This is a genomic window from Frigoribacterium sp. PvP121, from assembly GCF_017833115.1.
Lineage (GTDB): Bacteria > Actinomycetota > Actinomycetes > Actinomycetales > Microbacteriaceae > Frigoribacterium > Frigoribacterium endophyticum.
The window spans coordinates 529963-556720 of the sequence record NZ_JAFIBR010000001.1 but is presented as its reverse complement, the minus strand read 5'-3'; the positions used below and the strand labels follow the sequence as shown (position 1 = coordinate 556720).

The window sequence follows — 26758 nt, the reverse complement described above, 5'->3', positions numbered from 1 at the left end:
CTGAGGGCATCACCACCGCGGGCCCGCACCACAGCGGCCCGCTCGACGACGAGGAGATCGACATGGCTGACGAGAGCGTCTGGTTCATCACCGGGGCGAGCCGCGGGCTCGGCACCGAGATCGCGCGAGCAGCTCTCGCGGCGGGGCACTCCGTCGTCGCGACGGGGCGCGACGCCTCGAAGGTCGAGGCCGCCGTCGGCGCCCACGACGACCTCCTCGCCCTCGCCCTCGACATCACCGACCCCGCCGCCGCCGAGGCCGCGGTCGCTGCGGCCGTGGAGCGCTTCGGCCGGGTCGACGTCCTCGTGAACAACGCGGGCGCCTTCTACGCCGGGTTCTTCGAGACGCTGAGCCCCGAGCAGGTCCGGGCGCAGATGGAGACGAACTTCTTCGGCCCCCTGAACGTCACCCGGGCCGTCCTCCCCCTGCTGCGCGAGCAGCGATCGGGCCAGGTCATCACCGTCACCTCGACGGCCGCCTTCGTCGGCGGGGCCTTCACCTCCGCCTACGCCGCGTCGAAATTCGCGCTCGAGGGCTGGGCCGAGTCGCTCGCCCCCGAGCTCGAGCCCTTCGGGATCGCGTCGATGACGGTCGTGCCGGGCTTCTTCCGCACCGAGCTGCTGGTCGAGGGCTCGTCGACGATCTGGCCGGAGCTGGAGATCGCCGACTACGCGGAGGGCACCGACCAGACCCAGGCCGCCTTCCGCGGCATGAACGGTCAGCAGGGCGGCGACCCGGCCAAGCTCGCCGACGCCCTCGTCCAGCTCTCCGACGGTGACGCCCTGCCCGCGCGGTTCGTCGCGGGCGCCGACGCCGTGGCGGGCCTCGAGCAGAAGCAGGCCCTGGTGCAGCAGCAGATCGAGGCGACCCGGGCCCTCTCCGAGTCGCTCTCGCACGACGCCTGAGACGACCCGCTGCTCCTCCACCTCCACGAGTGCTCGGCGGACCGCGGGCGTGCTGCTGTGCCGCGCGCCCGCCGGTACGATTCGACCCGACGGGGCATCTGCCCCGCCGAGGCGACAGGAGCACCATGACCGACCCCGACGAGTTCGTCGGCTCCGAGGCCGACCGCCGGTTCCGGGAGGAGCTCCGCCGCAGCCTCGAGGCCGCAGACCGCGAGGGTGACGGCGCCTCCGAGCCCGACGAGGCCGCCACCGGCCGTCGGCCCGCGAGCGGCAGCGCCGGCAGCCCCGGCAGCACCGGCAGCACCGCCCGGCCCGCGACCCGCGGCGCAGGCCCCGCCGCCGGCCCCGGCGACGCGACCCCCGCCTCCCCGGCGAAGCCCCCGCGCTCGCGCCTCGACGTCTTCATGGACTGGGCTCCGCTCGGCGTGGGCCTGCTGGCGATCGCCGCGATCGCGGTCATCGCGCTCTACGGCATCTCCGGCGGCGATCTCGGCCCCTGGTGATCCCGGTGCCGCCGCGCACGGAGCGGGGCGGCGTCAGCGCTCGGCGACCGCCGCTGCGTCGGGCCTCGCGCCGAGCTCGGTGAGCAGCTCCGCCGGCGACACCACGGGCACCCGCCCGCGCGCCCCCTCGACGAGCCGGGGGTCGGCGGTCACGACGGCGTCCGCCTGCAGCACGGCGACGGCGAGGTACTCGGCCGGGCCGGGGTCGTCCCAGCCGAGGTCGCGGGCGAGGGCCCAGGCGCGAGCCCGCGAGACGCGGTCACCGAGGAGGCGCACCGGCAGCTCCGCGAAGCGGTCCAGCTGGCGACGCCCCACCGCGTCGGTCAGGGCACCGGCCCGCACCTCGGCGTAGAGGAGGGCCAGGACCTCCGACTTGAGAGCGACCGGGGCGACCAGCTGGTGGGGCGACTCCACCCGTCCGTCACGTCGGAGCAGCGCGAGGCAGGTGCGCGCGTCGATCACGAAGCGGGTCACGGTCGCGCCTCCCTGGTGTCGGTCGGCCCACGCTAGGGCATCGACCAGCCCTCCCGCATCACACGACAGACGGCCCCCGCCGTGGGGCGAGGGCCGTCCGTCGAGCAGGCGCGTGCCCGGATCTGGCCAGGAGGGTGACGCGCACCGCGCCTCCCTGGTTGCCTCGAGGTCGGCACGACGAGTGCCCGCGCACACGGAGAGAAGGAACCGCATGTCGACCTGGTTGATCACCGGATGCTCCACGGGGCTCGGACGAGCCTTCGCCGAGGAGGCCCTCGCCCGCGGGCACGACGTCGTCGTCACCGCCCGCGACTCGTCGACCGTGCAGGGCATCGCCGACGCCCACCCCGACCACGCCGTGGCGACCGCCCTCGACGTCACCGACGCCGACCAGGTGGCCGCGGCCGTCGCGCTCGCCGGCGAGCGGTTCGGCGGGGTCGACGTGCTCGTCAACAACGCCGGCTACGGCTACCGCGCGGCCGTCGAGGAGGGCGACGACGCCGACGTCGCCCGCCTGTTCGACACGCACTTCCACGGCTCGGTCCGCACGATCAAGGCCGTCCTGCCCGGCATGCGCGCCCGTCGCAGCGGCACGATCGTGAACCTGTCGTCGATCGGCGCCCGCCGCACGGGGCCCGGCTCGGGCTACTACGGCGCCGTCAAGGCCGCGATCGAGCAGATGACGATGGCGCTCCGCACCGAGCTCGCGCCGCTCGGCGTCACCGCGACCGTCGTCGAGCCCGGCTCGTTCCGCACCGACTTCTCGGGCCGCTCGCTCACCGAGTCGGCGACGGTCATCGACGACTACGCCGAGACCGCCGGCAAGCGCCGCATCGGGGTCGACAGCTCCCACGGCACCCAGCCGGGCGATCCGGCCGCCGGCGCCCGCCTCCTGGTCGACGCGGTCGAGTCGGGCGAGGCGCCCTACCTCCTGCTGCTCGGATCGGACGCCGTCGACGTCGTCACCGGCGCCCTCGACGACCTCCGCTCCGACATCGACGCCTGGGCCGACCGCAGCCGCGCGACCGACTTCCGGGCCTCCGGCGTCGGTCGCTGAGGCACGCCGATGCGGCGGACCAGGGGGAGGCGCGGGTCGGCCTAGAGGAACCCGGTCACCGCGACGGCGACCGCCGCGAGCAGGGCCACGGCCGCGAGCACCCGCGACGACCCCATGACGAGGCGCCGCCGCGGCCCGCCCGACCACGGCTCGTCGTCGGCGTCGCGGAGCTCGGGCGGCAGCTCGGCGTCGCGCCGGCGGCGCTCCCGCTCGAGCTGGGCCGCGTGATCGGCCCGAGCCTCCCGAGCGGCGCGCTCGGCCTCGTGCTGCCGGGCCGCCTCGACCTCGCGGTCGCGGGCGACCAGCAGCTCGAGCTCGCGGTGCCGCTCGCTCGACCAGGCGTCGAGGTCGTCGTCGCGAGGGCTCGCCGGGTCGGTCGGGGCGGTGTCGTCGGTCGGCATGCGGGGCCTCCGTCACGGGGCAGGGCGCCGTCGAGCGGCGGGGACTCCGTCGAGGGTAGCTCGCGCGGCTGGGCCCGCCCCGGCAGGCCGAGGCTCCGTCGCGCGACGGAGGCGACGCCCGCCCGCTCGTCGTAGCGTCGACGGATGGACGACTCGACGAAGCCCGACTCGACGAAGCCCGCCGCGACGAAGCCCGACCCGACCGGCGGCGCCCGCCCCGCCGCCGACGCGAAGGCGAACGACCTCGCCCTCGGCGTCGTCTTCCTCGCCGTCGGCGTCACCCTGCTGTCGACGCTCGACACCCCCTGGGCGAGCCTGCCGCTCGTGGCCGTGGGGCTGTACTACCTGACGAAGGGGCTGCGCGGCATGCGGGTCCGAACGGCCGAGCGCGACGAGGCGCACGGCCGGGCGCCCGCCCAGGCCCCCGACGCCTGAGCAGAGCGCCACTCCGGCACCCCGCCCAGCCCCGCCCGGCCCCGCCCCGCCGCGTCACCCCCGCCTGCTACAGTCCCGCCGACAGCGCCTAGGGTTCCGGGGTCTCAGCACCCGTCTGGTCCGAGCGGCGCCACGGCCGGGCGCCATCGCCCGGGCGTCATCTGAACGGACAAAAGCCTGGAGGACCCCACCGGCGCGCCCCGCGCCGGCCCGAAGGGTCCCTCCGTGTCCACCACCGCGCTCCTCCTCGTGCTCGCCGCCGCCGTCTGCCACGCCTCGTGGAACGTCGTCGCCCACGGCGTCAGCCGCATCGGCACGCCCTTCCTCTGGTGGGGCGCGGTCGCCAGCGCCGTCCTGTGGCTGCCGGTCGTGCCGTTCACCGGCGGGTGGGGCGGCAGCCTGGCCGGCCTCGCCGTCGGGGCCACCGCCTCCGGAGTCCTCCACGTCGTCTACATGACCGTGCTGCAGCGCGGCTACGCGGTCGGCAGCCTCTCGACCGTCTACGCCACCGCCCGCGGCACCGGCCCGGCGGTCAGCGCCGCGCTCGCCGTGGCCCTGCTCGGCGAACAGCTCTCGCCCCTCGCCGTCGTCGGCATCGCCGTCGTGGTGGTCGGGGTCGTCGCCACCGGGCTCGTCGACCGGGCCGGGGCCGCGGCGCGACCCGCGGCCGCCGCACCGGGGGAGCCGAGGAGGCGCGGGCTCGACCCCAGCATCGCCTGGGGCCTCCTGACCGGCCTGGCCATCGCCTCCTACACGATCTGGGACGCCCACGCGATCCGCACCTGGCAGCTCTCGCCCGTGTCGTTCATGGTCGGGGTCACCCTCGTCGAGGTCGTCTTCTACTCGGCGACGCTCGGTCGACGGCGTCGGGAGCTGCTCGCCGTCGTGCGCGCGCACTGGGCGAAGGTGCTGGCGTTCGGGGTGCTGTCGCCGCTGTCGTACATCCTCGTGCTGGTCGCGATCCAGTCGGCCCCGGTCGCCCTCGTCGCGCCGGCGCGCGAGACGAGCGTCGTCATGGTCGCCGTCTTCGGGGCGCTGGTGCTGCGCGAGGGGTCGCTGCGCGGGCGCCTCGTCACGTCGGGCGTGGTGCTCGGCGGCATCGCGCTGCTCGCGCTGTAGCGCGGCTCATCGAGCGGCCGGCGCGCCGCCCCGCCGCCCGGCCGCCGCGCGGGTCGTCGAGGTGCCTCGTTCTGGGCCCTCCGAGCGGGCGAGGGCCCGGGAAGGGGCATCTCGCGGGCGCATCCCGAGGAGGCGCCGCCCGCGCCCCCAGCAGCAGCCCCCCGAAGAGGGGGTTGGGCATACAACACGTGAACTCGGGCTGAACAAGGCCGGAGGTAGGTTCCTACGTCGGTCGACCTCGTGTCACCATCGTGACGTCCCGCTCCCACCCCGAAAGGCCGTCATGCCCCTCCGCCGTCCCCGCGCCGCGACTGCCCTGCTCGGCGCCGCGCTGCTCGCCGCCACGCTCTCCGCCTGCTCCAGCCCCGCCTCCTCGTCCACCGGCTCGGCCGACGGCGCCGCCGGCGGCTACGCGGTCGACGACAGCACGCTCGTCTTCGGCGTCGTGCCCGACTCGGTCGACACCGAGACCAACTACCAGCCGCTGATGGACTACATCGCGCAGGAGACCGGCAAGACCGTCGAGTACCACGAGTCGACCGACTACGCCGCGCTGATCGAGGCCTCGATCGCCGGCCAGATCGACGTCGCCTCGTTCTCGGGCTTCACCTACGTCACCGCCACGAACAACGGCGCCGAGCTCACCCCGATCTCGTCGATCACCACCGCCGAGGGCCAGGAGCCCGGCTACTACTCGCAGGCCATCGTGCCCAAGGGCAGCGACATCGCGAGCATCGCCGACATGAAGGGAAAGAAGATCTGCTTCGTCGACCCCTCGTCGACCTCGGGCTACCTCTTCCCCAGCTACGCCCTGCTGCAGGCCGGCATCGACCCGGAGAAGGACATCACGCCGGTGTTCGCCGGCAAGCACGACGTCAGCGTGCAGAAGACCGGCGAGGGCACCGAGTGCGACGCCGGCTTCGCGGAGGACAGCGAGGTCGCCAAGAGCGACGCCGTCGAGGTCATCGACCAGCAGATGGTGCCCGGCGCCCCGATCGTCGAGTCGAACTCGCTGCCCGACGACGTCAAGGCACAGCTGAAGGACATCCTCTCGAACGTCACCGCCGACGACATGGTCGCCGCGGGCATCGACAGCGCCGACAGCGAGGGCTTCCGCAGCGTGTTCTACGAGACCACGCCGGTCGACGACGCGTACTACGACGAGATCCGCGACATCTGCGAGAAGACGAACGCCACGCAGTGCCAGGCCTGACGGCCTCCGCCTGAGGGAGGCGCGGTGACGGTCGCCACCGCCACCGCGCCTCCCGCAGGCCCTCCCCTCCCGCACCCCGCGCCTCCCGCACCCGCCCGCCCCGCCGCGCACGCCCCACCGAGCCCCCGGAGAGACCCATGACCCCGCACGCCGACCCCGCCGCGACCGTCGTCGCCCTCGAGGGCATCACCAAGCACTTCGGCTCCACCGTCGCGCTCGACGACGCGTCGCTCACCGTCGCCCGCGGCGAGGTCGTCGTGCTGCTCGGCCTCTCGGGCTCGGGCAAGTCGACGCTGCTGCGGCACGTCGACGGGCTGGAGCGCCCCACGTCGGGCACCGTCCGCGTGCTGGGGCGGGAGGTCACGCGCCTGACCGGCCGGGCGCTCCGCGAGCTGCGCAGCGAGGTCGGCTTCATCTTCCAGCAGTTCGAGCTCGTGCCGTCGCTGACCGTGCTCGAGAACGTGCTGACCGGCTCGCTCGCCGCCGTGCGCGGGCCCCGCCTCGGCCTGTGGTCGTACGGCCGCGCCGCGAAGGTCGAGGCCCTCGCCCGCCTCGAGCGCGTCGGCCTGCTCGACCGCGCCTACCAGCGCGCCGACACCCTCTCGGGCGGCCAGCAGCAGCGCGTCGCCATCGCCCGCGCCCTCATGCAGCGGCCCCAGGTGCTGCTCGCCGACGAGCCCGTCGCCTCGCTCGACCCCGAGTCGAGCGACCAGGTGATGGCGCTGATCCGCGAGATCGCCGCCGACGAGGGCCTCACCGTCATCTGCAGCCTGCACCAGGTCGACCTCGCCCTCTCGTGGGCCGACCGCATCGTCGGCCTGCGCCACGGCCAGGTCGTGCTCGACACCGCGACCGAGGGCCTCTCGAAGGCGCAGGTGATGGAGATCTACGGCCGCGTCGCCACGAGCACCGACCAGTTCGAGGCGATCGAGCTCGAGCTGAGCACGGTCGGCGGCGGGGCCGGCGGCACGACCGGCAGCGCGACCGGCACCGCGCCCGGCACCGCTCCCCTCCGTGGGGACGCCGTCCGATGAGCGCCGTCGTCGAGCGCCCGCGCACGACCGGGGCTCCGCTGGCTCCCGTCACCGCGCCTCCCCGGCGCCGCACCTCGCCGGAGCGCGTCGCCGCGGGCCTCACGCTGCTGGCCCTGCTCGTCGCGAGCGTGCTCGCGCTGCGCAGCGTCGACATCGACCCGGCCCGCATGGTGCAGAGCTGGTCGAACGCGCAGCGCTTCCTCGGCCGCGTCGGCGCGATCGAGTTCCCGCCCCTCGGCGAGCTGCTGCAGCTCACGGCCCTCACCCTCGGCCTCGTGATCTGCGGCACGCTGCTGGCCGCGGTGCTCTCGGTGCCGGTGGCCGTGCTCGCGGCCTCGAACACGACGCCCGGGCCGGTCTGGCGCGCCGCGGCCCGCTTCGTCACGGTGCTCGCCCGCGCGGTGCCCGACGTGGTGCTCGCCATGGTCTTCGTGCTGCTCTTCACGCTCGGCACCTTGCCGGGCATCCTCGCCATCGGGCTGCACTCGGTCGGCATGATCTCGAAGCTCTTCGCCGACGCGATCGAGCAGATCGACGAGGGCCCGCGCACCGCCGTCCGCGCCGCCGGCGGCACCCGCCTGCAGCAGTTCACGGCGGGCGTGCTGCCCCAGGTGCTGCCGTCGTGGGTGGCGACCGTGCTGCACCGCAACGACATCAACCTGCGCGGCAGCGTGATCCTCGGCTACGTCGGCGTGGTCGGCCTCGGCATGCAGATGTCGTTCGCCTTCAAGTCGCTGCAGTACGGGCTCGGCCTCGGCTACGCCCTCGTCATCTTCGTGCTCTGCGTCGTCATGGAGGTCGTCTCGAGCTCGGTGCGCGCCGCCATGCTCGGCGTCGCGCCGACCGGGCGGGGCCTCGGCGACCGCGTGGTGCGCGGGGTCACGAGGAGGCGCGGGGCCGGCCGGCAGGAGGCCGCCGCCCCCGAGACGGCGGGCTCCGCTGCCGGCTCGACCCGCGCCTCCGGTGCTGGCCCGGTCTCCGCCCCCGCCGCTGCCTCTCTCTCGACCGACCCGACCCGCGCCTCCGGCACGCCCTCCGCCGCCGTCGAGGCCGCGCTGCGCCGCCCGTGGGACAGGGCCCGCGTGCGCGGCGTCTCGTGGGGCTGGGCCGCCGTCGCGGTCGTCGTCGCCAGCGTGCTCGTCTGCGACATCGCCTGGTCGGACCTGCTCACCGTGTGGAGCGGCGTGCCCGCCGTCGCCGTGCAGTTCTGGCCGCCGTCGTTCGGCAGCTACGAGGCGTCGACGATGCTCGCCGCCATGGGCGAGACGATCTCGATCGCGCTCGCCGCGACCCTGCTCACCGTCGGCGGCTCGCTGCTGATCGGCTCGCTCGCCGCCCGCAACGTCGCGCCGAGCCCCGGCCTGCGGGGCGGGATGCGCCTGCTGCTCGTCGGCATCCGCGGGGTGCCCGAGGTGATCCTCGCCATCGTGCTGATCGTCGTCACCGGCCTCGGCACCCAGGCCGGCACGCTCGCCCTCGCCCTCGGCGGCGTCGGGCTGCTCGGCAAGCTGATCGCCGACTCGTTCGAGGAGGTCGACCCGGGCCCGGAGCGCGCGCTCACCGCGACCGGCGCCTCGCGCGGCCAGGTGTACGCCTCGGCGACGCTGCCGCAGGGCACCCGCGCGCTGATCGGCCACACCTTCTACATGCTCGACACGAACCTGCGCGCCGCGACACTGCTCGGCATCGTCGGGGCGGGAGGCGTCGGCTACTACCTGCTGAACGCCAGCCAGGGCTCGAACTACGCGACGGTGACGGCGATCGTGCTGATGATCCTCGTGACGGTGCTCGCCGTCGAGGGGCTCGCGATCTGGATGCGGCGGGTCTTCCGATGAGCGGGGACACGCCCCGCAGCGGCAGCGGCCGTGCCGCTGCCGGTGCCGTCGCCGGGGCTGCCGGGGTCGTGCCGTCGCACTGGCCCGTCGCCGGCACGGTCGGGCCGGTCGCCGCCTCCGGCGCGGCTGCTGCTGCCGCTGCCGCACCCGCCGCCGCCCGCCGCCCCGCCGCCGACCGGCACGACGTGGTCGTCGTCGGCTCCGGCATCGTCGGCCTCGGGGCGGCGCTCGCCGCCGTCGACCGCGGACTCTCGGTGCTCGTCGTCGACCGCTCGGCCGCGATCGGCGGCTCGACGGTGCGCAACTTCGGCCACCTCTGCCTCACGCCGCAGAGCGGCGAGGCCCGTCGGCACGCGCTCACCGCCCGCGAGCTGTGGCTGCGGCTCGCCCGCGACGCCGGCTTCTGGGTCTCGCAGCGCGGCACCCTGGTCGCCGCCCGGCACGCCGACGAGCTCGCCCTGCTCGACGAGCTGGCCGCCGCCCGCACCGCGCGGGTGCTCGGCGACCGGCCCGAGATCGAGCCCCTCGACGAGGCCGCGCTCGCGGCGCTCGCCCCGGTCGCTCCCGGCACGACGCTCGGCGGCGCCCTGCTGCCGTACGACCTGCAGGTCGACCCGCGGGAGGCGGCGGACGCGATCCGCAGGCACCTCGAGTCGCGAGGCGTGCGCTTCCTGACCCGCACCTCCGTCGGCTCGGTCGCCTCGGGGCGCGTCGAGACGAGCCGCGGCCCGATCGAGGCGGGCACGGTGGTCGTCGCGACCAACCACGACCTCGACCAGCTGCTGCCCGACCTCGCCGAGCGCTCGGCGCTGGAGCGCTGCGGGCTCGACATGCTGCGCGTGCGGGCCGACCTCGCGCGGCCGCTCGTGGCGCCGCTGCTGACGGGGTGGTCGCTGATCCGCTACAGCGCGTTCGCGGGCACGACCGCCGCCGACGCCGTGCGGGCGCGGCTGCACGCCGAGCGCCCCGACCTGGCCGCGCTCGACCTGAACCAGATGTACACGCAGCTGCCCGACGGCACGGTCATCGTCGGCGACAGCCACCAGAAGGGCGCGGCGATCTCGCCGTTCCAGAGCGAGCGGGCCGCGACGGCCTTCCTCGACGAGTTCCGCGTGCTGTTCGGCGCGGAGCCGGTCGTCACCGAGCGGTGGCAGGGCGTCTACGCCTCGGGCCGCGACGAGTTCGTCGTCGACGAGGTCGAGCCGGGCGTGCTCGTCACGGTCGTCGCGACCGGCATCGGCATGACCACAGGGCTCGGGCTCGCCGAGCACGTCGTCGGGGCGCACCTCGACGGAGGGCGCGACGCGGCGCTGGGCGGGTCGTCGGCCGGTCCCTCCTCCTCCTCCTCTTCTTCTCCCACCGCCACCACGTCGCGGGCCGCGGCTCCCTCCGGCCGCGACCTCCCCCTCCTCACAGGAAGCACCGCCTCATGAGCACCCTCTCCACCGCCTCCGCCTCCGCTGCCGCCGCGGCTCCCGTCGCCCCTCCGATCGAGCTCGTCGTGCTCGACATGGCCGGCACGACCGTCGTCGACGACGGCGTCGTCGAGCAGGCCTTCGCGCGGGTCGCCGACCGGGTCGACCTGGGCCCGACGCTGACGCGCGACGAGGCGCTGCAGCACGTGCGCGACACGATGGGGCAGTCGAAGATCGAGGTGTTCCGGCACCTGACGGGCGGCGACGAGCCGCTCGCGCAGCGGGCGAACGAGCAGTTCGAGGTGGCCTACGGCGAGCTGGTCGACGAGCTCGGGGTCGAGCCGATCGCGGGCGCGGGCGACCTCGTCGACGCGCTCCGCGCCTCCGGCCGGTCGGTCGTGCTGACGACCGGGTTCTCGCCCGCGACGCGCGACCGCCTGCTCGACGCGCTCGGCTGGTCGGTCGACGCGGCCCTCTCGCCGGTCGACGCCGGTCGCGGCCGCCCCGCGCCGGACCTCGTGCTCGCCGCGCTGCTGCGCACGGGGGCCTCGTCGGTCGCGGCCGTCGCGGTCGTCGGCGACACGACGAGCGACGTGCTCTCGGGCCGTGCCGCCGGGGCTGGCCTCGTCGTCGGCGTGACGACCGGGGCGCACACCCGCGAGCAGCTGCTCGCGGCGGGCGCCGACGTGGTGCTCGACTCGGTGCGCGAGCTGGCGGGGCTGCCGCAGTTCGCGGGAGTCGCGGTGCCGGCGGCTGCGCCGGTCGCCGCGCCCGCCGCGGTCGCCGTGCCGGTCGCGTGACGACTGTCGACACCGCCCTGGTCGTCGGTGCCGCTGCCGGCACCCGGACGGCGGCGAGCCTCGTCGAGCTGCGGCTCGACCCTGCGCCCACCGCGATGGTCTGGACGGAGCCCGGCCGCCCGCACGACGCCGTCGCCGTGCCGAGCGTCAGGCTCGCGCCCGGCGACCTGCTGGTCGAGGTCGAGCTGGCGACGATCTGCGGCTCCGACGTGCACACCACGCGCGGCGACCGCGGAGCGCCGACGCCGCTCGTGCTCGGCCACGAGCAGGTCGGCCGCGTGGTCGCGGTCGGCGCGGGGGCCGTCGCGGTCGACGGCACGTCGGTCGTCGTCGGTCAGCGGGTCGTCTGGTCGCTGACGGTGAGCTGCGGCGTGTGCGCGACCTGCGGGCGGGGCCTGCCGCAGAAGTGCGAGCGGGTGCGCAAGTACGGGCACGAGCGGCTCGAGACCGGGTGGGAGCTCAGCGGCGGCTTCGCGACCCACGTGCACGTGCGGGCCGGGACGGCCGTCGTGCCGGTCGCCGACGACCTCGACGCGGCGCTCCTCGCGCCGGTCTCGTGCGGCACGGCGACCGCGGTGGCGGCGCTCGACGCGGCGTCGGCGATCGTGCCGCTGGGCGGCGTTGTCGACCTCGGCGCAGGTGCAGGTGCCGGTGCCGCTGCCGTCGGCCCCGTGGTGGTGCTCGTGCTCGGCGCCGGCCTGATCGGGCTGACCGTCGCGGCGCTGGCGACCGACGCCGGAGCCCGCGTCGTCGTGGTCGACCCCGACCCCGGTCGCCGTGCCCTCGCCGCCTGCTTCGGAGCCGTCGCCACGGCCGACCCCGTGGCCGCGCCCAGTGCGGCGGAGAGCGTCGACCGTGCCCTCGAGGTCGCCGGAGGCGCCCCCCTCGTGGCCGTGGAGGCCTCCGGTGCGCCCTCGGCCGTCGCCTCGGCGCTGACGAGGCTCGGCGTGGGAGGCGTGGCCGTCCTCGTCGGCAGCGTCTTCCCGGCTCCGGCCGTCGCGCTCGACGCCGAGAGCGTCGTCCGTCGGCTGGTCACCGTGAGGGGCGTGCACAACTACGCGCCGCGGCACCTCGTGGAGGCGGCCCGCTTCGTGGAGCGGCGGCACGGCGCCTGGCCGCTCGCCGAGCTCGTGGGCGACGAGGTGGCGCTCGCCGACCTCGACGCGGGGATCGAGCGGGCGGCGTCGGCAGGTGCGGTGCGGGTGGGGGTGCGGCCGACGCGGCGCTGACCGCGGGCCACGGGGCCTTGACGCGCTCGGGAGCGCGACGTAGTGTCGGTACACCTTGTACGTACTCCTTCGCGGAGTGCGCTCGGGCACCGCCGCCCCCACCCGCAGAGGAGTTCGCCATGGCCGTCGGACCACAGATCACCAGCCGCGTCCCGTTGTTCGACGGGATGAACAAGATCCCGGGTGGGCTCATGCTCATCCCGCTCATCATCGGGTCGATCGTCGGCACGTTCGCGCCGGGGTTCCTCGAGCTCGGCAACTTCACGACCGCGCTGTTCCGCGACAGCGCCCTGCCCCTGATCGGCGTGCTGATCTTCGCCACGGGCATGCAGATCACGCTCCGCACGTCGGGGCCGGTGCTCGCGACCAGCGGCGTGCTGCTGCTGACCAAGTCGATCATCCCGGCGACCCTCGTCGTCGTCCTCGGCACCGTCGTGGGCATCGAGGGGATCCTCGGGGTCTCGATCCTCGCCCTGCTCGTCAGCATGGACAACAGCAACGGCGGCATCTGGCTCGCGTTCACGGGCCGCTACGGCCGCGAGCGTGACCGGGGCGCGTACATCGCCTCGGCCGTCAACGACGGTCCCTTCTTCTCCCTGCTCTTCCTCGGCGCGGCCGGCCTGGCCGACATCCCCTACACGCTGCTGCTCGCCGCGGTCATCCCGCTGCTGCTCGGCGTCGTCGTCGGCAACCTCGACCCGCGCTGGACGGAGGTCATGCGCCCGGTGCCCAACATCGTCATCCCGTTCTTCGCCTTCGCCCTGGGCACGGGCATCGACCTCGGCAACGTCGTCACCGGCGGCCTGTCGGGCATCGTCGTCGGCGTGATCGCGGTGCTGCTCACGGGCACCACGACGTACCTCGGCTTCCGCCTCCTGCTCCGCCGCGGGAAGGAGTCGGGCATCGGCATCGCCTCGGCGACGACCGCCGGCAACGCCATCGCCACCCCGGCCATCGTCGGCGCGGCGGACCCCAGCTTCGCTCCGTACGTCGAGGTCGCCACCGCCCAGGTCGCCTCCGCCGTTCTGGTCAGCGCCGTGCTGGCACCGCTGCTGGCCGCCTGGGTGCTCAAGCGCCAGGGCGGCGACCGCAGCCACGAGATCGCGGCCGAGGCCGACGCCGAGGCGGTGCTCGCCCACGACGCGGCCACTGCCGCCGCCGCCGATCACGATCGCGATCTCGATCCCGGCCGTGGCGACTCCGCGGGTCGTCGCCGCCCGACCGACGGAGGCGCCGCGTGACGGCGGGCCCCGTGGTCGGCCTCGTCGCCGACGACCTGACCGGCGCCGCCGACTCCGCCGTGCAGTTCGCCCGCGACGGCTGGACGAGCCGGCTCGTGCTCGGCGCCGGGGGAGCGCCCCTCGGGGGCCCCGGCTCCGTGACGGCCGTCGTCACCGACTCCCGGGCCCTCCCCGAGGGCGAGGCCCGCGCCGTCACCGCCGACGCCGTGCGCGACCTGGCCGAGCACGGCGCGGAGCTCGTCTTCGTGAAGATCGACTCGACCATGCGCGGGTCCGTCGCCGCGCAGGTCGCCGGGGCCCTCGAGGCGTGGCGGGTCGGGTGCCCCGACGCCTTCGCCGTCGCCACCCCCGCGTACCCGGGCATGGGCCGCACGGTGGTGCAGGGCGCCCTCCTCGTCGACGGCGCCCGCGTCGAGACGACGGCCGTCGGTCGCGACCCGGTCACGCCGGTCGCGACGAGCGATCTCTCCGCCCTGCTGCCCGGCAGCTCGTCGGTCACCGTGACCGGCGCGGGCGGTGCCGCCGCCGCCATGCTCCTCGCCGGGGCCGCGGCCTCCGGCCACGACGTGGTCACCGTCGACGCCACGACCGACGACGAGCTCCGCACGACTGCCGACGCCGTCGTGCGCCTGGGTGCGCGGGCCGTGCCCGTCGGCTCGGCCGGGCTGGCCGTCGCCGTCTCCCGCGCGTGGGGCGCCGGGCTGCCGGTGCCGGTGCCCGTCGTCGTCGACCGCGTGGGTCACGTCGTCGTGGTCGTGAGCAGCCTGCACGACGCGTCCCGCACCCAGTGCGAGCACCTCCTCCGGTCCGCGCCGGAGCCCGGCGGCGCCCCGCGACCGGTCGTGCGCACGATCGCGCCGACGCTCGACGAGGTCCGGTCCGGCGACCTCGCCCCCGCCCTCGCGCGCTCCTGGTCCCCTGCTGACTCCGCCGCGGCCGAGGTGACCGTCCTGCTCGCGCCGCCCCGCGACTCCTCGGCTCCCGCGTCGCCCGACGTTCCGGGTGGCCCGACCGACGCGCAGCGGATCGCCGAGGCGCTCGCCGTGCTCACCGACGGTCTCGTCGACGAGCGGGGCGGGGTCGACGAGGTCGCCCTCGTGCTCGTCGGCGGCGAGGGCGCCCGCGCCGTCCTCCGCCGGGCCGGGGCCGAGGCGCTCGTCGTCCGCGGGGCCCTCCGCGAGGGCGTGCCCTGGGGCACGCTGGAGGGCGGGCGCCTGCACGGGACGGCGGTCGTCACGAAGGCCGGCGGCTTCGGCGCCGCCGCGACGATCACGGAGGTCGTCACCGACCTCCTCGACATCCCCCACCGATCCGACACTGAAGAAGGAGACCCCTCATGACCCTCCCGCGACTCGCACTGACCCTCGGAGACGTGGCCGGCATCGGCCCCGAGATCACCGCGAAGACCCTGCTGCACCACGACGACCTCCGCGAGCGGGCCGTGCCCGTCGTGATCGGCGACGAGGCGGCCATGCGCCGCGGCGTCGTCGCCGTCGGGGGCGACCCCGACCTCGTGCGCGTCATCGCCTCCGTCGCCGACGCGACGAACGAGCCCGGCACGATCGATCTGCTGCAGACGGGCTCCTCCCTCGCCGACGTGCCGGTGGGCGAGCTGAGCCCCGAGGCGGGTGACGGCGCCTACCGCTTCGTGGTGGAGGCGTGCCGTCTCGCCCGTGAGGGAGAGGTCGACGGCATCGTCACGGCTCCCCTCAACAAGGCTGCGATGCACGCCGGAGGCCACAAGTGGCCCGGCCACACCGAGCTGCTCGCGCACGAGTTCGGCGTCGAGAACTTCTCGCTGGTGCTGTCGGCCGGCGACCTGTCGTTCTTCCACCTGACGACGCACGTCTCGATGCGCCAGGCGATCGACGGCATCACCCCCGAGCGCACCGGCCAGGTGCTCGACCTCGCGGGCGCGTTCGCCGCCTCCCTCGGCACCCCCGACGAGCTGATCGGCCTCGCGGGCCTGAACCCGCACGCGGGCGAGAACCGGCTCTTCGGCGACGAGGACGCCGACATCCTGGCCCCCGCCGTCGAGGCCGCGCGGGCCCGCGGGCTGAACGTCGTCGGCCCCGTGCCCGGCGACGCGCTCATCCCCGCGGCCGTGCGCGGCAAGTACAAGATCATCGTCGTCTGCTACCACGACCAGGGGCACGCGCCCTTCAAGGCCGTGTACGGCGACGACGGCGTCAACATCACGGTGGGGCTGCCCGTCGTGCGGGTCTCGGTCGACCACGGCACCGCGTTCGACATCGCGGGGCAGGGCATCGCCCGCGAGGCGAGCCTTGTACTCTCGGTGGAGCGCGCCGCCGCCCTCGCCCCCGGCTGGGAGCACGTGTGGCGCACCGCCCAGCAGCAGGACCCCGCCGTGCCCTGACCTGTCGCACCACCGAAGGGACCACCGTGTCGACCTGGCTCACCGAGCTCGACGCCGACGCGGTCGGCCCCGCCGCCCCGGGGCCCCTGCACGCGCAGCTGAGCGCGCTCCTGCGGTCGCACATCGTGGACGGCTCGCTGCCGGTGGGCGCCGACCTGCCCACCGAGGCGGAGCTGCAGGCGCACTTCGGGGTCTCGCGGTCGGTCGTGCGGCAGGCCCTGTCGTCGCTGACCGCCGAGGGGCTCGTGAGGCGCGGGCGGGGCCGCGGCAGCGTGGTCGCCCCGCGCGGCGAGCACCACCGCCTCGTGCAGCGGCTGTCGGGCTTGTCGACGCAGGTGCCGGCCGTCACCACCAGCGTCCTCGCGCTCGGGCCGGAGCACGACGAGGCCGCGGAGGCGCGTCTCGGCGTCCGTGCCGTGGTCGGTCTCCGTCGTCTGCGTCGGGCCGAGGGCGAGCCCATCGCCCTGATCCACACCTGGCTGCCCGAGAGCATCGGGGCGGGGCTCACGACGGCCCAGCTGACCGACACGTCCCTCCACGCGGTGCTGCGCTCCACGTACGGGGTGAGCCTCGTGTCGGGGAGGCGCCAGGTGCGCGCCGTGAGCGCGTCCGGTGCGCTCGCCGAGGCCCTCGAGGTGCCGGACGGGTCGCCGGTGCTGCTGCTCGAGGGCACGACCCTCGACCGGTTGGGGGTGCCGGTGGAGACCTTCCGGACGTGGCACCGCGCCGACCGGGTGGTGTTCGACGTCGACGTCGTCACGGACGACGGCCGGGCCGAGGTCGAGGCGGTGCCGGTGCCGGCGTCTGTGCCCGTCGCCGACGCATCCCCTGAGCCAGGCGCCCTCCGGGGCGAGGCCGGCCTCGACGAGCTGGCCCGCAGGGCCCGGGAGCTGGCGGCAGACCTCGACGGCCTCGCGCGGGGGAGATGGTGACCTGGTGCTGTACTCCGAGTGGGCGCCCGTCGTCGCTGCCGTCGCCGTCACGATCGTCCTCGGCGTCGCGGCCGTGATCCTCAGGAGGATCCGCCCTTCGCGTCTGCGTGCGACCGGAGGGGTCGCCGTGCCGTCGTGGCCGGCCGTCCGCGAGGCGTCCTCTGCGTTGACCGAGCGCGACCTCCGCGGCCTCAGGGCTGAGTTCCGGGTGGGGACGGCAGGCTCCGGCATCGCGGCGGGCCTGTTCGTGGCCCTCCTCGTCGAGAGGCGCTGGATGAGACCGACGACGTTCGACGTCGTGGCGAGCGGCCTGCCCGCGAACCCTGTCGGCAGCCTCGAGCTCCTCCTCACCACGGAGGACCCGGCGGAGGTGCTCGACCTGATGACGAGCTCCGGCCTGACCTTCCTGCCCCCGGGCCCGGAGGCGGACGTGCTCTGGGATGAGTACTTCCGGTAGGTCATCTCGCATCGTGTTCTGGAGACTTGAGCGTGTTCCTGTGGCAGCTAGCCGCGCTCTAAGTGTTGGGCCCACGTCCCCGAGGTCAATGGTGACCGTCCGACAGGCGGTCGTTCATCGGGACACCTGCTCGGGCCGTTTTGGGCCGGCTCAGGTCACGTGGCGTCTGGCCTGCGTATTCGCGTATGCCTGTCCCGCAAAAATGCCCGGTGACGGGGGTCTAAACGCTACAGTCGTCGGATGCTCATCGGATATGCCCGCGTCTCGACCTCTGGACAAGATCTCGCAGCACAACGTGACGGTCTTGCAGCACTCGGTGTTGACGAGCAACACGTGCATGTTGACCACGGACTCTCGGGCACGACTCGAGCACGGCCCGGCCTCCGCGAGGCGCTGGCGGCATGTCGTGCTGGCGACGTCCTCGTCGTCACGAAGCTCGACCGTCTTGCCCGGTCACTGCGCGACGCGACCGACATCGCGGATGAGCTGACGAAGAAGGGTGTCGCCCTGAACCTCGGGGGAGCGGTCTACGACCCCACCGACCCCGTCGGCCGCCTCCTGTTCAACGTCCTCGGGATGGTGGCCGAGTTCGAGGCCGACCTCATCCGTGCCCGAACCCGCGAGGGCATGGCGATCGCCAAGGCCGCCGGCAAGCTCCGCGGCCGCAAGCCCAAGCTGACTGCTTCGCAGGAGAAGCACCTGGTGCAGCTGCACCGCACCGGCGCCCACACGACGAGCGAGATCGCGGAGCTCTTCGGGGTTGCCCGCTCAACGGTCTATCGCGCTATCCAGCGCGCTGGATAGGTCGTGCCCGAAGACAGTGCGTCCCGCTACGGTGATCGCATGACCTCCTCGACACGGCTGCCGGCGGCTCCGCAGCTTGATCTGTCGAGTGAAAAGGGGCGTTACGGCGTCACGTATTTGGATGCGTTGGTCACCGCATCCGGATACGACATGAGCGAAACGCGTCCGGGTGCAGACCTCCTGGCATCAGATATGACTGTTACCTTCCCCGAAGGCGCAGTGAGGATTCAGGTCAAGACGACCTCTCGCTATGCCTTGGCTGCCACAAACGAACGGCTTACGTATACAGCCAAGCAGCACTGGGTCGATGGGTGGTCGGTAGCGATGTGCCCTGTCTACTTCGTGGTGGTAGTTGTGCCCGATGTTTCGGATTGGGTGGAGCACGCCATCGACGGAACTCGAATGGTCGACACCGCTGCATTCTGGAGTCGCGTTGATCCGACGTCGTTCTCCCCTCAGAACATGGCCGTCGCGGCGCTCCGGAGCCAGCGTGTCGACGCTGCGGCTCTCCTGCAGTGGCAACAAGATCTCATCGACGGGTACAGCGCATGATCACACCTACGGATCTTCGAGGCGACCTCGTCAGCTACCTCGCACGCACGGGTTGGACCCCTGGTCGCCCGGGCCGTTACGGCGAGCTCTGGACGTCAGGTTTGGAGGATGATGCGCGTCTCGCCGTTCCTTCGCGGGTCGACGCCGCTTCCCCCGAGTACCGCGTTTTGGTGTCACTCCTAGCTGAGCGTGAGCGGCGGACGGCTGCCGAAGTCGGCTACGACATTGCAAGGCAACACCTAGACATTCAAAATTTCCGTATTGCTGATTCCTACGTTTCAGACGGTTCTGTGATGCTGGAAAGTGCCGCGACGGTCCTGTCCTCCGCCCGGCGCCTCATTCGGGCTGCGGCTACGACTTCACGGAAGCCAAAGGCTGCGATCAGGACTGGGTACAGCAAGCCAGCAGATGAGATTGCAGACAAAGCGCGTCTTTCGCATACGCGTATTGGATCGTTCGTGCTCCCGGTAGTGCTTCCGCTCTCCGTGCCTGATCCTGACGCTGATCGCGTCCTCGCATCGCTCGAGGAAGTGACTCTTGAAACTGCTGAGCGGCGAGTCACTAGAACGCTCGCATCGGCGTTGAACGCCCTGGATTTGATCGCCGTACGGCCTGATCGGGAGGCGAGCACAGATGACGTACTTGAGCTTGTCGAACGAGGAGTCAGCAAGGAACTTGTGAACGCCGTGCGCGCTATTGCAACTGACTCAGGTGTCCATGCCTTTGAAGTTGGTTTTGCGTGGGCGCCTTCCGCAGGGACCCCAGGTGCTTTACCTCAGACGGTGAAGATTGCAGAAGCGGCCGCTCCTCTCCTCGGGCGAGTTGAACAGCGGCTCGGGCAGGTCACGCCACGGCCTGAAGAATCTGTCTCTGGTCAGATCGTGGAAATCCGCCAAATCCCCGATGCGTCTAGCGGTGAGATATCCATTAGGACCGTTCGGTCTGGGCGGACTGCGGAGGTGCGCGTCACCGTCTCAAACGCCATCGTCCTCGACGCTGCCGACTGGTTCAGAAGTGGTCGGGCTGTTCTTGCCTACGGCCGGGTTGAAGCAAAGCCGGGCCGTCCCCTGATCATGTCGGCTCCGGTGTCCGTTGTTCCGATGGACGCCATGCTCCTCGACGATCCGTCCGTCAACCTCGACACCAGTAAGTAGTCGCGCCCATATCTGCCTGTTAGCCGATCCGTAGGCGGGCGAGGTGCGGTGATTCGGCCCCAGTTGCGCAGTGACGAGGAGCGGCCTGCCATTGAAGGCCATGCCGGTAAGCGCTGTCCGAGCGGGCGCAGCTGCCGGCCCTTGGCCTGTGACGGACGTCCGAGCTCATCGCGATTGGGAGGACAAGCTTCGCACCGCTGCACAGCAACTGCGCCTATAGAACGAAAGAGATGCACCGCATTAGGTCGACAGCAGCAGCGACAGGGGAGACCCGTAGGATCTGGTGCATGGTGCGAAACGGCAGCCCAGGCTGGGTCGAATCGGTCTTTCGTGCACATCCATGGGTGGCAGCCGTTGTCAGTGCCGGGTTCCTCGTGCTCATCGTGTGGGGCGGGGTGTCCGTCGGGTGGGACCCGTGGGCTCCGTTGGGTCGGGGCCTGAAGCGTTGGCCGCTGTGGCTGATGGTCTTGGTCGGGGTGCCCTTCTTTACATCGGGCGTCATCGTCGGGGTTGTTCTGCAGTGGCGTCTGCTGAGGCAAAAGTTTGAGGTCCCTTCCGAACCGAGTCTCGAGCTCAAACAGCTTCGACGCGACGGCCCGGGTTGGCTCAGTCGCCCCTCGGACATCGACGATCCGTCATCAGTCGCGGCGCCGAGACAAGCGGGCGACGACGCACCATCGCCATGATGTTGACCTGTCGATGGTCCCGATAGCCGATCGTCCTGCGGTCGCAGATGCTTCGAGATCGAGGAGGGGCGTTACGCTCGCGTCAAGGGGGAACAGTGAGAGGGAAACGAACAGGTCCGCTCCTGTTGGTGCTGGGTTTGACTCTGACGGGCTGCGCGTCTGAGGTGGTTGATCCCTCGCTGGCCGAGCATGTACGGCCAGAGGCAACAGAACTAGCGGACGACGCCTTGGCGTGGCCCGGTTCGGTATCGGCTCCCCGCATCACCATTGCGCGAGAAGACACCTGCACGTTCGCCGATGACCCGTCTGGCCTGTTCGACGACGCGAGTGGTACCCGTTGCCTGCAACAGGGCCGAGCTGTCTATGCCCTCCTCGACGCCGTCACTTCTGAGCAGGCGCTCGAGCAAGCTGCTGTCGCCCTCAAAGACTCGGATATCTCTCCGGTGGACCCGTTCGCAGACTCAGAAGATCTCCCTTTGCTTGCCGATCCTGCCTTCGGCGTTCTCACAGCACATCCCGCGTCCAGAGCTCACGGAACGGACGAGACGACCCTGGTCGTCGCGACACTTGACGCTTTCTTAGACCGCGCGTACTTCCACCCAACAGACGTCGTCGTTTCGTCTACGGCTGGGTTGGAAGGAGACGAACTAGCAACGGCGATAAGTGCCACGGGGGCCGCGTACGTGCTGGGGATCGAGTACAACCGTGCATACTTCGACAGCAGATCCGTCGGAGTGAACAAGGCGCCTCGCAACGATCAGCCTCCCTGCTTCGGCACGAGCGGCTACTGCCCCGGCGGGTAAGGCCCGTCGTGTCAGGTGAGTGGTGCCCGTTAGTCACTCGGCTCGGTGCTCAATGTGACTCACTGGGCGCCTTCTTGGGGCAGACCTCGGCAATGACTTTCACGCTTACGGATCGATGACCCTAACTCTGCGCCGACGACGCCTGCTCTGAGGGTGCCCGATAGGGATCCTTGGGTGGACGCTACGGAAGCTCGACTGTTAAAGGAAGTCGCCGGCCGAGCAGGATGGCGGCCCCCGCCGTGAGGAGCATTCCCAGGGTGATCGTCAGCACCCATGAACTGGGCGTGCTCCCTCCGATGAGAACTCCGGCCAGGGGAGGCCCGACGAGCTTGGAGACGGGGTAGGTCGCTGAGTTCAGTGCGTTGTAACGGCCCCTGAGGTGATCAGGCGCCAGGGCATTGGGCATGGCGTTGATCACCGGGCTGAGGAACGTCTCCCCGATGCCGAAGACGCCCAAGGCCAGGATGAACAAGGTCACGGCCGTCGCCGCCGGAAGTCCCGGCATGCTGGCGATCCCGGTCATCACCCACGCTACGGCTCCGATGAGCGCCGACAGGACCAGGAGCCGGCTTCGACGCAGTCTTCGAGTCCAGCGTTCGACGGGCAACTGGAAGAGGATGATCGCCACCGTGTTAGCGGCGAAGCTGAGTCCGATGATCTGCGCGGACCCTTCCGGTGTGAGCTCCACGAACGCCGCCCACGGCCCCTCGGTCTGGGCGCTGCCGAAGATCGTCAAGGCCCACAAGACCCCGAGGTAGGCGACGAAGTGCCGGTCACGAAGCACAGTCCGGTAACTGGATCGACGAACGTCGCGAGCCTTCTGAGGGTGAGTGGTCCAGCCGGTGGTGTTCCGGAGGGCGAAGAAGAGGATCACGGCGAAGATCGCTGTCGACGCGCCATCACAGACGTAGACCACGTGGAAGCTGTCTGGTCGTGACACGGACACAGTCGCTGCCGCGATGATCGAGCCGACGCCGATGCCGACGTTCATCAGGCCGAAACGGAAGGCAAAAGCCCGCGATCGTCGTGCAGCCGGCACTTGGTAGGTGACCAGCCCGTTCAGGCTAGGCCAGACGAGAGAGTTGCCCATCGAGAGCACGGCCAACCCCACGGCACCGGGGACAGGGTCGTGTGCGACCGCGAGGACGATGGTCCCGACTGCTTGCAGGCTCAGGCCGAGAACAGCGACGCGGCCGAGGCCGAGCTTGTCTGCCAGCACTCCTCCCGTCGCTGTCGCGCAGAGGGCGAGGGCGGCCGTCGCAGCGACAACGAGTCCGACGGTGGGGAGCGGTAGGCCCAGGATGCGGTTGAAGTAGACGAACGTGAACGGCAGGGTGAGCCCGAGTCCGATCGACGTGACGAGAGTTCCGACGAGAGTGGCGCGGAAGGCCTTGCTCTCCGCTGCCTGCTGCGAGTTCACGACCGGTACTCGACGGGTCGGCACGTGGGCTCCGTGCGCCGGGGATCAGGGGAAGAGAGAGTCACGAGGGCGGTCCGTTCTGAGTCGTTGGCCGTCAGGCACAACCGGCATCAGAAAAGGGGACGCTGCCTCATCGCAATCTAGTGGACAGGCGCTTGGTCAGTGAAATCGCCCACGGCAGCCCGAGAGACGAGCTAATCGAAGCGCCCGATAGGGGATCGCTCGCCGGTCACCGACGCGTCGTCAGGAGGCGACGGTCTCGTATTCGGCGTCCATCTCTGATGCAAGCCCTTCTAGGTCAACGGCCGACGGCTCACCAGTAGCCACCCCGGTGAGGTCCACCACCATCCAGTTGCCGCCATGCACCAATGGCACGGGACCTTGTTGGGTATCGCTCCACAGGTCAAGAGCCTTGTCCAGTGCCGCCTGGTCCCCATAGAGGTCGATCTGCACGTGAGGCAGGCATAGCACTTGGTCCGTGGGCAGGGCATCGCCGTTCATCGGGGTGACAGGATCTCCGGCAGGGTCGGTGTCGCAGCTAAGGTGCTCATCAACGGCGGAGACGAGTTGGTCCATCGACGTGAAGGTTGGCAGGTCGTCGGTTCCCGCCGCAGCGGTTCCGCTGCATCCTGAGAGCAGTAAGCAGAGAACGCCTGCTCCTGCAAAAGCTTCGAGGACGCGTCGTCGGATCATCGTGTTCTACCCTTCGCGACAGTGCGGCTGGTGATGCTGCGAGCATACGCACACGACTTCAGCTCAACGCAATGTCTTCTGCTTGGTCCGTTCCGATAGGGGATCGCCTATGAGAGAGTCTGCGTGGCCCGATCCGAGGTGGGGTGGTCGCGGTGAGCTCTGCGACCGCAGCATCGAGATCGTTTCCAGTGGCTTAGACGTGCACAGCGTTTATGCGAGGCTCGATGGTGTCGCGGTGTCCGTTCCTTCGCTGCTGACGAACCAGGCGTCGGCTCGAACGTTCCCGGGGCTCAACCCGGTGCGGAGTTGGAAGAAGCTCGAGAAGTTCGAGGGGTCATCGAAACCTAGGTGCACACCCACTTGCGCGATCGGCTGGGTGGTGTGGACGAGCAGTCGTCTGGCTTCGAGCACGAGACGGTCGTCGATGACCTGCTTGGGTGTCATGCCGTGCAGTGCGGTGGCGCGTCCGAGAGTCTTTGCCGACCAACCCAGACGGCGGGCATAGTCCGACACCCGGTGGAAGTCGCGGTGATGCGCCTCGACCTCGGCGACGAAGGCGGCGTAGATCCCTTCGCGGTCGTCCGTCGCACCGGAGGGCGTCTGGGAGTGATCGGATGACGAGGTCGCTAGTCGCAGCAGGACCGCCGACAACGCGACCTCGCGCAGCAGTGACCGCACGGCGCGGTGGTCGCCGGGGGCATCGCCGGCGTGGAGGGCGCGCCAGGCCGCCGTGACCCCCGCGCGCTCAAGCGTTGGTGCCGTCCACGCGGTGAATCGCGAGGTCGAGCCGGCGTAGCCCAACTCGATCAGCGCCTCCTGCACGTCCGGCGGGATGGCGTGCGAGGGGAACAGTGCAATGCGGCCGGTCAGCGTCGAGATATCGCCCCAACGGTGCACCTGACCGGGTCGCACCCAGAGTGCGTCGCCCGGGCCGAGCTCGTGCGAGACGAAATCGACCTCGTGGACGGTGCTGCCCCCCTCGACCAGGTAGAGCAGCTCGAAGTCGAGGCGCTGCGTCGACAGGAATTCACGCCGACCGCCACGCCGGATGATGTCGCGCAGCCCGGTCAGCTCGATCGACGGCCCGGGTGCCGGCAGTGAGAAGCGCACCCCACGCGGTTCGTTCTGTCCCATATTCACCAGTGTGACACCCAGAAGTACCGTGACAGGCGAACTCGCCCGTCCGAGACTTGACCCATCAGCACAACCGAGAGGAACCGCATGACCACCCTCGATTACACCGTCCTCGACTCGGGCTCCACAGCCCTCGAGAAGACCCTCACGCTCGTCACGGGCGATACCGAGGCCGTCCTCGTCGACGCTGGGTTCACCCGTAGCGCCGGCCACCGTGCCGTCGCCGCGATCCTTGACTCGGGCAAGACCCTGACCACCGTCTTCATCGGTGCCGGCGACCCCGACTTCTACTTCGGCGCCGAGGTCGTGCAGGATGCGTTCCCGAACGCGCGCTTCATCGCACCCGCCTCCGTGATCGAGCACATCGAGCACAGCTACGAGGGCAAGCTCAAGGCTTGGGCGAGCCTCGGCGAGAACCTGCCGACCCGCAAGGTCGAGCTGACCGCGTTCGAGGGCGACCACATCGCCATCGACGACGCCACCCTCGAGGTCCGATTCGCCGACGTCGATCCCGGCGACCGCGGCTGGTATCTCTTCGACGCCGACAGCCGCACCCTGCTCGGCGGCATCCTCGTCTTCGGTGGCCTGCACGTCTGGACCGCCGACACCGCGACCGTCGAGCAGCGCGCTCTGTGGACGGCCGCACTGAACGAGTTCGAGGCCCTGGACCCGACAGTCGTCGTGGCAGGCCACCGTGACCCGGCGTTCCCCGCCGATGTCACTGCGATCCGCCACACCCGCGACTACCTGGCTGCCTTCGACGCGGCCATCGCCGACAACGACACCGCCGAGGAGGCCGAGAAAGCCCTGCAGGCGCAGTACCCCGGCGCTGGCCTGGGTGTCGCAGCGCACCTAGGTACGCGCGTCGCGAAGGGAGAGATGACATGGGGCTGAACGAACTCGACGACTCGCCTCGCGCCGTCGTCCGACGCCAGTACCTCGCCTCGGCCGCGGGGGATCTCGACGCCTTGCGGGCGACACTCGCGCCCGACGTCGAGTGGACCGAGATGGCTGGATTCCCGTTGGCCGGCACCTACCGCACCCCCGAGGGCGTCACAGCAGCCGTGATGGAGAAGCTGGGTGCCGATTGGGTCGACTGGACCGCTCACGACGACACCTACGTCGTCGACGGCGAGAACGTCGTCGTGCTCGCCCGTTATACCGCGACCCACGGCGCAACGGGCAAGGCACTCGATGCCCGCGTCGCCCACGCGTTCGTCGTCAGGGGCGGGCTCATCGTCCGATTCGAACAGTTCGTCGACACTGCCCTCGTCCGCGATGCCATGGCCTGACGCTGCCTCCGTGGCTGACTCGTTGACTGGGTCCAGCAGGCTCCAGTCAGCGAGGCGGTCCCGATCGGCATTCACCTTGTGACCGGTAGACGATCGTTTACTGGCCACCTCAGGCCTTGGCCTGTGCCGGTTCGGCGCTGGCGTCCCGACGTGGTCTCAGCGTCTGGCTGGTCACGAACAGGCACTCGCACAGAAGCGCCCACCCGAGAAATGCTGGTTCGAGGGCGACTGTCGCTAGCAGTCCAAGTCCCAGCAGGGCCGCGCCGCCGACGTCGGGCAGCGGCCCACGCAACAGCGTGGCGATTAGTACCCCAAGAACAACTACGGCGACTCCGGGCACGAGGGGCAGAACTGTTGCGGCGATCAGGGCCACTGCGGGGTACTCGGCGCCGCTCGCCGAGAGGGACCAGGTCGCAGCGAGGATCAGCGCGATGACGGGAGTCACCGCCGCGAGGCCGGCGACCTGGTGACTTCTCGTCCGCGTCATCCAGCTCTCGATCCCGACGAACGACCTGTGCCAGCCAGCGAGCGAGACCAGGAGCGCCGCGACCGCAGACTAGAAGGCAGGCGCAACGACAGCGGACCCATCAACGCTGACACCGTGCTGCTCCACGGCCTCTCGTACGACCAACACCGGACCAGCGGAGAGGACGACGCCCGTCAGGGTGCCTACGACCAGGAGGGCTGCGGAAATGCGGGCCCGAGTGTGGTCACTAGTCATGAGGCAAGTGGATCAGACCACTACGCGAACCGCATCGTCCGCGAGCTCTAGACGCAGTGCCCGGTAGACGAT

Annotated in this window: 26 protein-coding genes; 21 read left to right on the top strand and 5 right to left on the bottom strand. The window is 71.5% G+C overall.

The annotated features are described in order from the left end of the window. Nucleotides 1–62 precede the first annotated feature (62 nt). Nucleotides 63–905, top strand: a complete 843-nt coding sequence (locus JOE43_RS02645; protein WP_209514460.1) for an SDR family oxidoreductase — start codon at nt 63–65, stop codon at nt 903–905. 125 nt (nt 906–1030) lie between these two features. Then, on the top strand, nt 1031–1408 hold the full coding sequence (locus JOE43_RS02640; RefSeq protein WP_209514458.1) for a hypothetical protein: 378 nt from the start codon (nt 1031–1033) through the stop codon (nt 1406–1408). Between the two features lie 33 nt (nt 1409–1441). Here the strand turns inward: JOE43_RS02640 and JOE43_RS02635 are convergent, their stop codons facing one another. After that, nucleotides 1442–1882, bottom strand: a complete 441-nt coding sequence (locus JOE43_RS02635) for a type II toxin-antitoxin system VapC family toxin (RefSeq protein ID WP_209514456.1) — start codon at nt 1880–1882, stop codon at nt 1442–1444. Nucleotides 1883–2093: 211 nt separating this feature from the next. Here JOE43_RS02635 and JOE43_RS02630 point away from each other — a divergent pair, with 211 nt between their 5' ends. After that, nucleotides 2094–2939: an oxidoreductase gene (locus JOE43_RS02630; RefSeq protein ID WP_209514454.1), complete on the top strand. Its 846-nt coding sequence runs from the start codon at nt 2094–2096 to the stop codon at nt 2937–2939. A 41-nt stretch (nt 2940–2980) separates the two neighbouring features. Here the strand turns inward: JOE43_RS02630 and JOE43_RS02625 are convergent, their stop codons facing one another. Continuing rightward, complete coding sequence (locus tag JOE43_RS02625) at nt 2981–3340, bottom strand: hypothetical protein (RefSeq protein ID WP_209514452.1); 360 nt, start codon at nt 3338–3340, stop codon at nt 2981–2983. A gap of 144 nt (nt 3341–3484) precedes the next feature. Here JOE43_RS02625 and JOE43_RS02620 point away from each other — a divergent pair, with 144 nt between their 5' ends. From JOE43_RS02620 to JOE43_RS02545, 16 genes are all read left to right on the top strand, one after another. Further along, the gene (locus JOE43_RS02620; protein WP_185230623.1) at nt 3485–3775 is read left to right on the top strand and encodes a hypothetical protein; all 291 of its coding nucleotides are present in this window, start codon (nt 3485–3487) and stop codon (nt 3773–3775) included. Between the two features lie 225 nt (nt 3776–4000). After that, nucleotides 4001–4894, top strand: coding sequence for an EamA family transporter (locus tag JOE43_RS02615; RefSeq protein WP_209514450.1), 894 nt, complete (start codon nt 4001–4003; stop codon nt 4892–4894). A gap of 283 nt (nt 4895–5177) precedes the next feature. Beyond that, nucleotides 5178–6107 (top strand): phosphate/phosphite/phosphonate ABC transporter substrate-binding protein, encoded by a 930-nt coding sequence (locus JOE43_RS02610; RefSeq protein WP_209514448.1) that lies wholly within the window; start codon nt 5178–5180, stop codon nt 6105–6107. A 137-nt stretch (nt 6108–6244) separates the two neighbouring features. Next, complete coding sequence (gene phnC / locus JOE43_RS02605; protein ID WP_209514446.1) at nt 6245–7141, top strand: phosphonate ABC transporter ATP-binding protein; 897 nt, start codon at nt 6245–6247, stop codon at nt 7139–7141. Continuing rightward, the gene (gene phnE / locus JOE43_RS02600) at nt 7138–8976 is read left to right on the top strand and encodes a phosphonate ABC transporter, permease protein PhnE (protein ID WP_209514444.1); all 1839 of its coding nucleotides are present in this window, start codon (nt 7138–7140) and stop codon (nt 8974–8976) included. The genes phnC and phnE overlap by 4 nt, the downstream gene beginning before the upstream one ends. After that, complete coding sequence (locus tag JOE43_RS02595) at nt 8973–10409, top strand: TIGR03364 family FAD-dependent oxidoreductase (RefSeq protein WP_209514442.1); 1437 nt, start codon at nt 8973–8975, stop codon at nt 10407–10409. Before phnE ends, JOE43_RS02595 begins: the two co-directional genes overlap by 4 nt. After that, nucleotides 10406–11191, top strand: a complete 786-nt coding sequence (locus tag JOE43_RS02590; RefSeq protein ID WP_209514433.1) for an HAD family hydrolase — start codon at nt 10406–10408, stop codon at nt 11189–11191. Before JOE43_RS02595 ends, JOE43_RS02590 begins: the two co-directional genes overlap by 4 nt. Next, complete coding sequence (locus tag JOE43_RS02585) at nt 11188–12420, top strand: alcohol dehydrogenase catalytic domain-containing protein (RefSeq protein ID WP_307803205.1); 1233 nt, start codon at nt 11188–11190, stop codon at nt 12418–12420. Before JOE43_RS02590 ends, JOE43_RS02585 begins: the two co-directional genes overlap by 4 nt. 119 nt (nt 12421–12539) lie before the next feature. Continuing rightward, nucleotides 12540–13661 carry a 2-keto-3-deoxygluconate permease gene (locus JOE43_RS02580; protein WP_209514424.1) on the top strand — a complete coding sequence of 374 codons (1122 nt, stop codon included), beginning with the start codon at nt 12540–12542 and terminating at the stop codon, nt 13659–13661. Next, nucleotides 13658–15001 (top strand): four-carbon acid sugar kinase family protein, encoded by a 1344-nt coding sequence (locus tag JOE43_RS16095; RefSeq protein WP_209514422.1) that lies wholly within the window; start codon nt 13658–13660, stop codon nt 14999–15001. The genes JOE43_RS02580 and JOE43_RS16095 overlap by 4 nt, the downstream gene beginning before the upstream one ends. Beyond that, entirely contained in the window at nt 14998–16038 is a 1041-nt protein-coding gene (gene pdxA / locus JOE43_RS02570; RefSeq protein ID WP_209514420.1) for a 4-hydroxythreonine-4-phosphate dehydrogenase PdxA, read from the top strand. Before JOE43_RS16095 ends, pdxA begins: the two co-directional genes overlap by 4 nt. Nucleotides 16039–16064: 26 nt before the next feature. Then, nucleotides 16065–16970 (top strand): GntR family transcriptional regulator, encoded by a 906-nt coding sequence (locus tag JOE43_RS02565; RefSeq protein ID WP_209514418.1) that lies wholly within the window; start codon nt 16065–16067, stop codon nt 16968–16970. A gap of 4 nt (nt 16971–16974) precedes the next feature. Then, on the top strand, nt 16975–17427 hold the full coding sequence (locus JOE43_RS02560; RefSeq protein ID WP_209514416.1) for a hypothetical protein: 453 nt from the start codon (nt 16975–16977) through the stop codon (nt 17425–17427). Nucleotides 17428–17667: 240 nt separating this feature from the next. Further along, nucleotides 17668–18231 carry a recombinase family protein gene (locus tag JOE43_RS02555; protein WP_209514415.1) on the top strand — a complete coding sequence of 188 codons (564 nt, stop codon included), beginning with the start codon at nt 17668–17670 and terminating at the stop codon, nt 18229–18231. 39 nt (nt 18232–18270) lie between these two features. Beyond that, nucleotides 18271–18783: a DUF4365 domain-containing protein gene (locus JOE43_RS02550; protein ID WP_209514413.1), complete on the top strand. Its 513-nt coding sequence runs from the start codon at nt 18271–18273 to the stop codon at nt 18781–18783. Further along, nucleotides 18780–19937 carry a hypothetical protein gene (locus tag JOE43_RS02545; RefSeq protein ID WP_209514410.1) on the top strand — a complete coding sequence of 386 codons (1158 nt, stop codon included), beginning with the start codon at nt 18780–18782 and terminating at the stop codon, nt 19935–19937. Before JOE43_RS02550 ends, JOE43_RS02545 begins: the two co-directional genes overlap by 4 nt. A gap of 1670 nt (nt 19938–21607) precedes the next feature. Here the strand turns inward: JOE43_RS02545 and JOE43_RS16090 are convergent. From JOE43_RS16090 to JOE43_RS02530, 3 genes are all read right to left on the bottom strand, one after another. Beyond that, complete coding sequence (locus tag JOE43_RS16090; protein WP_209514408.1) at nt 21608–22846, bottom strand: MFS transporter; 1239 nt, start codon at nt 22844–22846, stop codon at nt 21608–21610. A gap of 243 nt (nt 22847–23089) precedes the next feature. Next, complete coding sequence (locus JOE43_RS02535) at nt 23090–23539, bottom strand: hypothetical protein (protein WP_209514406.1); 450 nt, start codon at nt 23537–23539, stop codon at nt 23090–23092. Between the two features lie 210 nt (nt 23540–23749). After that, nucleotides 23750–24673, bottom strand: coding sequence for a helix-turn-helix transcriptional regulator (locus JOE43_RS02530; protein WP_209514404.1), 924 nt, complete (start codon nt 24671–24673; stop codon nt 23750–23752). 87 nt (nt 24674–24760) lie between these two features. Here JOE43_RS02530 and JOE43_RS02525 point away from each other — a divergent pair, with 87 nt between their 5' ends. Together JOE43_RS02525 and JOE43_RS02520 are read left to right on the top strand one after the other, a co-directional pair. Further along, on the top strand, nt 24761–25567 hold the full coding sequence (locus JOE43_RS02525) for an MBL fold metallo-hydrolase (RefSeq protein ID WP_209514403.1): 807 nt from the start codon (nt 24761–24763) through the stop codon (nt 25565–25567). After that, nucleotides 25558–25965 carry a nuclear transport factor 2 family protein gene (locus tag JOE43_RS02520; RefSeq protein WP_056052360.1) on the top strand — a complete coding sequence of 136 codons (408 nt, stop codon included), beginning with the start codon at nt 25558–25560 and terminating at the stop codon, nt 25963–25965. Before JOE43_RS02525 ends, JOE43_RS02520 begins: the two co-directional genes overlap by 10 nt. Nucleotides 25966–26758 lie beyond the last annotated feature (793 nt).